Here is a 6,235-nt window from a genome sequence, read left to right on the forward strand (position 1 = left end):
GCAGGCTTCCTAATATTTCGAGGCAGTATGAATCAGGAACTGATTGACCAGATTAGGAAAATCGTGGAGCAGGTACTGCAAGAACAAACACCGGTCACCACGCAAGATGCGCAGGAAAAGCGACTGCTCGTTATTTTCGGTGCAACACAGTTTGAATTAGATGAACCGATCCAGCAGCTTCATACCTGTATGCAAGACGGATGGAAAATCAAAATAATTTTGTCCGATCTCGCAACTAAAGTTATAAATCTTGAACCGATCCATGCTGCATTTGGCGAAGATAATATTTTACAAGAGAATACTCTAATTGATATAAGAACTTTTGTGGATGCTTACCAGCAGGTTGCGCTTCCCGCCTTTTCTTATCCGATGGCTGCAAAGCTCGCGTTAGGATTGGTGGACACGCCGTGTACTTATCTCGTGTTTGAGGCACTCTCTAAGGGAAAGAAGGTTATAGCAGCCTCTGATGCACTCAATCAAAGTGAAGCTTCCATAAAAGGAAATCCTATTTTGAGTAAATTTAAAGGCGATTATGTAAACGTTTTGTCCGAACTCGGCGTTCAATTAGTACCAATGCACCGAATTGCTGAGTCAATTATGGAGAGAACGGGCAATTCACGTGCTGTTGTAGAAAAAACTTTAATTAGCGCAGCGACCATTTCTAATCTGGACGCGGACGTGCGAGAATTAGTTTATGGAAACCCGGCAATTATTACGCCACTTGCCCGTGAGCACGCAAAAAAAAGAGGTATTGAACTGATACCTAAAGACTAAGATTTGTTCGTTCTCAAAGGGTGAATCGTGATGAAGGGATTCAAATTGTTGGATAGTATTGATTAACCCTTGACAATTCTTGAAGAAAATTGTATCATTTCGATGAAACTTTATTAATGTAAGACAGTTTAGCTCTAATACTCACGCATCACCGCGCTCGATGGTTAAAAGCCCATTGGCAATACCAAATGAAGGACATGAACATAGGAACATAGGAGGAGGATTCTCATGAAAACCCGGATTTCTGTTTTAAGCGCAGTATGCCTTATCAGCTGTTTTGCAATTGTTGGGGTGTTGGCACCCGCCGCCGCGAATTACGATTACTACGCGGATCGGTTGAGTCGAGAACATCGCATTGCAAACGATGTTGATGAATGGATAGAACGTGGGAGTGCAACAATTACCGCCAGTCCGCGTTTTGAAGATGGTGTTCGTCTCACTGCTTGGGCGAACGGTGCGGAGAACGCAAATGATTACGAATTTGCGATTGCCAGCGCGGTATACCTCTTTGAAATTCCAGTAGGGACACAGTACATCGAAATTTTGGTGCGATATCGAGGGGAACCGCATCGCTTAGAGATTGAGGACTACGAAGAACCTATTGCAGGACGCGTTTGGATTCGTAATACCAAGCGCGAAGCAACACGTCGTGGCTACTACGACGAAAATGCCAAAGAAACACGCTACGGTGATACCTTTGTCCTTCGATCAAAAAATCGTTCCGAACGGATTAAGATTCCTGCAGCAGGTCGAGTTAAAGATGGATGGATGGAACTTCATGTTGTAGCAGAGGGTGGTGAACAACTTGACGTGGAATACCTTGAGGTATCCACCTATCGGAGACAACCGAAGGTTAAAGTGATTCAGCGGTATACCCCCTCTTATCGTTGGCGTCCGTGGCACCGTTACACCTATCTCTACTTCTACGACGGTCCTGTCTATTACGCGACGGACTACGACCACTATCTCCGATGGAGTTATCCGATCTACGATCACCACTATCTCTCGATCCGCTCGTATTATGGTGGATATCTTGGACGTTACCGCAGCTATTATCCGAGTTCATACTACCGCTATTACTCGCCGTATTATGGCTCTTATCGCGGTTACTACCGAGGGACACCGAAGGTTCACCAGCGGCGGACGCAGTTGAATAGATGGAGTGCGCAGCATGAAACAACGCGTCGGCAGTATAGTCGTAGCCGACTGTCTGCGAACAATCGACAAACGCAACGGACAGCGGTTCGGAGAAGTGTCCGCACGACACTCGAAAATCATCGAAGGCAGACACCAGCAACAACGGAGCGGGTTGCACGCCAGTCAATTATTTCGGAAAAACAACGCGCTCTCGCCTCCAGATCGACACTCCGGCAAAGCAACATACGGCGGAGTACATACGCTGGAGATTCGGTTAGCAAGCAGCGGCGTTATCCGGCTGCGACACAAGACGTGAACCGTTATAGAAGTTCCGTAGTAGATAGACAGCGGACGACACCACTTTATAGACCTTCGACCTCTTCTTCAAGACGGTCATACTCGTCTAATAATTCAACGAGAAGGTCATACTCATCGAGTTCAAGAAGTGACTCGCGTCCGCAGTATAGAAGTACGACTTCAAATTCGAGTTCAGCACGCTCGCGCACAAGCGTAAGTCGTTCAACTGAAAGGTCTCGTGTAAGTCGTTCAAGTTCCACGCGTTCACGCACAAGTGTAAGTTGTTCAAGTTCCACGACAAAAACTCGGACACGTCCGACGACTTCAAGTTCAAGTTCATCGCGTAGTAGCTCAAGCAATAGTAGTAGTGATGACGATGACAAGAATCGGAGTCGGACAACGGAACGGACGAAGCGGAGACGTTAATACATTTATAGGAGCAGTATAGGCTTTGCGCGACCTCTTGGACGCGTAAAGCCTAATATCAGATGCGATTTTTGCTAATTATATCACTACTGCTGTTCAGCCTCCACGCGAGTTTTGCGCAGGAGGTTGAAAACGGTGCAGATACTGAACAGCAAACGCCTAAACCGGCGGAACAAGAGAGACTTGTTTCACCAGTTGGGGCTATAGTACGTTCCGCCATTTTTCCCGGATGGGGACAATTCTATAGCCGCGGTTATTTTCGTGGTAGCCTCACTGTTTTGGGAATAGGCGGTTCTGTTGTCGGTGCCTTATTAGCACAGAATTCTTTTAAGAATCGTTACGATGCCTACGCACTCTATGCAAGTGTAAATCCCAACGATGAAACAGGCGTGCTGGAGCGTTATGAGTACGCAAATCAGCGTTATAAACTCAGGACATTTTTTATGTATACTGGCATTGGTATTTGGGTTTATAGCCTCATTGATTCTTATGTCAATGCAAATTTTTACAACGCGACTACATTGATTCAGTCTATTGAGAAAGATGCACAAGATATTGAAAAATTGGGAATTGAAGTCGGGGCGACCCCGTCGCGTCTGTATTTGGGTATTGTTAAAACCTTTTAACATAAGGAGGAATACTTAATTATGTTCAGGACTTTTGCGAAAGTCATTGGCGTATTCGCCTTACTCTTAGGTTTTATGGGGGGTTTTATGGGGTGTGGAGACGCTGACAAAGTCGGCCAGGTTCCACCTGAAGAACTCCTTCAAATTAATAAAGTCTTAGACCGATGGCGGCAAGGGTATGAGACAGAGGATGTTAACGCTTACATCGATACCTTCTGGGAAGAAGGGTTCCTCTATGTTTCCGATTGGGGAACAGATGGGGACAAGACAGACGACCTGGAGTTTGATGACATTCGACAAGAACGGGACGCGGCTATCCGAGTCTTTGAGAAGTATCAGGATATTGAGATAGAACTCTCTGTTCCACCGGAGATTTCTATGAATGAGGACGGCACACGAGCAGAAGTGCGAAATCACTATAGAATCCAACTTTTTATCTCGGATGGACACTCACTTGAGGGTGGATTTAGTGGCGTATATGCTGAGGGTGACAACCTCTTTATCTTTGAAAAAAGAAATGATGAATGGCGCATAACTGAATGGCATGACGAAGCCTATAACGAGGAAGAAATTCGCATCGCCAATAATCTATAGGTTTGAGAAAAGGAGGGCAATTTCTAACCCAGAGACTGGGTGGGAATTCTGTACATTCATGTCACAACCGGAGGGACACCTACGTGATTACCTTCAACTCATACGAAAACATGATTTTACACTCTGCCTGAGCGTCTTACTGGTATTAGGAACTGCCCTGATTATCTCGCTCCGCTTACCTAAAACGTATGCTGCCTCCACTCTAATGTTACTCGTCCAACCGAGTGCAACGTCTCCGCTACCTTCAGCGAATCTGTTTCAAAATGTGCTCTCTGGTGGTGCCAATCGGCGGGAGATGGAGACAATTAGTGCCCGATTTTCCACAGAGTCGATGCTAAAAACAGCAATCGAAAACCTTGAAGAGAGCGGCAATGCAAAAGCCGTTGCGCTTTTCCCACCAATAGGCAAACTCAAACGAAGCCTAAAGGCTCAACTCAATCCAGATTCCGACTATATTAATCTTTCGGTTGCTTTAACAGAGCCAGAAGGTGGGGAGCGCAATGCAGCGCTGCTTGTGAACCAACTTGCCCAAGATATGAAAACGTTGCGGCGTGGAGATGAAGAAACAAAACTTAGAAAACGCATAGAGCTCCGCCAAGATATGCAGCGGGAAATCGAAGCGGAAAAAAAGAAAGATTTAGAAGCACTCCTCCTATTTGCCCGCGAAAATGGCAGTCCAGAAATATGGGTGCCGACACTCACTAACTTGCTTGAACGCCGCGCCAATGTTCGGGAAAGACTCGAAACGAATCAACAGCAGCTTTACGCAACCCGCGCTCACATAGCCTATCTACATGAACAATTAGAACTGTTACCGGAACAGACGAAACTATCAGAAACCACCTCTCACGACCCTATTTGGCTTTTTCAACGGGAAAAACTCTTCAACCTTGAATCCCAGCGTGTTGCAGATGCAGAAAGAATTGGTAAGACAGCATCAGAGTTGAAAGGTCTTGATGCACAAATTGCCGCAATCCGCGAAAAAAACGAGCAAATCCCCCCCACGACTACCACGATTACCTCCGGCCCCTCCGCTCATTATACCTATATAAAGAATCAATTGCTGACATTTGTTCCAAGCCTCTCAAAGTATGAAAATACTGCTGAACGCCTCAACAAGGAACTCAGTACGTTGGAAACAGAATTAGCACAAGTGCTGGAACAAATCCCGGAAAACCAAATGATCCTCACGGAAATGGTGGCCAAGATTCAGAAAACCAATGCGCTTGCTGAAGAGATTGCGAAACGTTTACTTGAAGTTGAAATATTATATGCTGAATCCAAGTTAACCGCCCCTCGGAACCAGAGGGGTGGTATTGAAATCATCGATCGCGCCGTCCCAAGAAAGATCCCTATCAGTCCTCGGTTGAAATTTGTTTTGCTCATTGCGGGGATCACAGGTGTATCTTTAGGTATCACGATTGCGCTGTTTACCGAATACTTGGGTGGAAGTACTAAGAATCCAACGGACTAAATACCTTGTCCTGAAGCGTTTGTAATCTCAATTTTCAGGTTCTGAAACCTAAATTGGCAGAAGAATGAAAAAAAAATGTCAATTTTTCTTATAATGTAGTATAATATATAGTATGTCTAATGTGCAGCGTTACTTGTTCGTTGCCATTGTGAGGATATTCATAAATTAAATATTTTTGGCTGGAGTCCTAGGGCGAGACAATTCTGTTGTCCGTTTTTTATTGTCTTTAGGGAAGCAGTAGCAGTCGAAACCCTCCTCATATCAGGGACACATTTATCTTGCATAGCATTCTGTAGGACAAATTTTGGGGTGCGTGGAGCGATTTGCAGATCGCGACTCACCTTTAATTACAATTAAAAGAGCGAAAAAATCGAAATTGAAATGGCACTGATAATTAAACTTGAAAAATATATGGCATTTGTGGTATGATTATGAAAAATTACTACCCCAATGCATGCGTTTTTTCTGTTAAAGACTTGACAGAAAATTGGTTCAGTGCTATTTTAAATGCCAAGAACAGTTTTGTGGAGTTTTACCACATATTTCTTGTGTTGAGAATTCCCGCAAAACAAACCCTTAATTTGTTGGAAGGAGACTCGCTTTTATGTCTTTCGCGTGATATTTCCGATTTTCGGGCGCGAGTTTGGCAGTAACTGAAAAGTAACGAAATTGAAGTGGTATTGGTTTCAATAACGAAATTTTGGAACTTTCCGTTTACAGGTAAAGCAGTTTTCATCCATTTTTAAGGTTTTTTGTCGGAGACCGGGGTAGGAGGAGCGAAAAGTGAATATTCATGTCGCAGTTCCGTTGCCCAAATATCCGATTCATTATTTCCAAGGAGGAAAAACAGAATAATGAACAGGCTAAAACAATCAATTGATGTTTTACTTGTAGCGACCTGTATCCT

At 44.4% G+C, this 6,235-nt stretch carries 5 protein-coding genes; all 5 read left to right on the forward strand.

All coding sequences use genetic code 11. The features are described 5' to 3' along the window. The first annotated feature begins 27 nt into the window (after positions 1–27). Positions 28–774 (forward strand): hypothetical protein, encoded by a 747-nt coding sequence (locus tag OXH39_13975; protein ID MCY3551565.1) that lies wholly within the window; start codon positions 28–30, stop codon positions 772–774. Positions 775–1,002: 228 nt separating this feature from the next. Continuing rightward, positions 1,003–2,634 carry a hypothetical protein gene (locus OXH39_13980; protein MCY3551566.1) on the forward strand — a complete coding sequence of 544 codons (1,632 nt, stop codon included), beginning with the start codon at positions 1,003–1,005 and terminating at the stop codon, positions 2,632–2,634. 71 nt (positions 2,635–2,705) lie between these two features. After that, complete coding sequence (locus OXH39_13985; GenBank protein ID MCY3551567.1) at positions 2,706–3,260, forward strand: DUF5683 domain-containing protein; 555 nt, start codon at positions 2,706–2,708, stop codon at positions 3,258–3,260. A 21-nt stretch (positions 3,261–3,281) separates the two neighbouring features. Further along, positions 3,282–3,854, forward strand: a complete 573-nt coding sequence (locus tag OXH39_13990) for a hypothetical protein (protein MCY3551568.1) — start codon at positions 3,282–3,284, stop codon at positions 3,852–3,854. Positions 3,855–3,912: 58 nt separating this feature from the next. Beyond that, positions 3,913–5,328: a hypothetical protein gene (locus tag OXH39_13995; protein ID MCY3551569.1), complete on the forward strand. Its 1,416-nt coding sequence runs from the start codon at positions 3,913–3,915 to the stop codon at positions 5,326–5,328. The last annotated feature ends 907 nt before the right edge of the window (positions 5,329–6,235 follow it).

It is taken from the genome of Candidatus Poribacteria bacterium (assembly GCA_026702755.1).
GTDB lineage: Bacteria > Poribacteria > WGA-4E > WGA-4E > WGA-3G > WGA-3G.

What these genes read in the sequence shown, in the direction of transcription:
- OXH39_13975 (MCY3551565.1), top strand. Translation starts at nt 28, where the DNA reads ATGAATCAGGAACTGATTGACCAGATTAGGAAAATCGTGGAGCAGGTA.
- OXH39_13980 (MCY3551566.1), top strand. Translation starts at nt 1,003, where the DNA reads ATGAAAACCCGGATTTCTGTTTTAAGCGCAGTATGCCTTATCAGCTGT.
- OXH39_13990 (MCY3551568.1), top strand. Translation starts at nt 3,282, where the DNA reads ATGTTCAGGACTTTTGCGAAAGTCATTGGCGTATTCGCCTTACTCTTA.
- OXH39_13995 (MCY3551569.1), top strand. Translation starts at nt 3,913, where the DNA reads ATGTCACAACCGGAGGGACACCTACGTGATTACCTTCAACTCATACGA.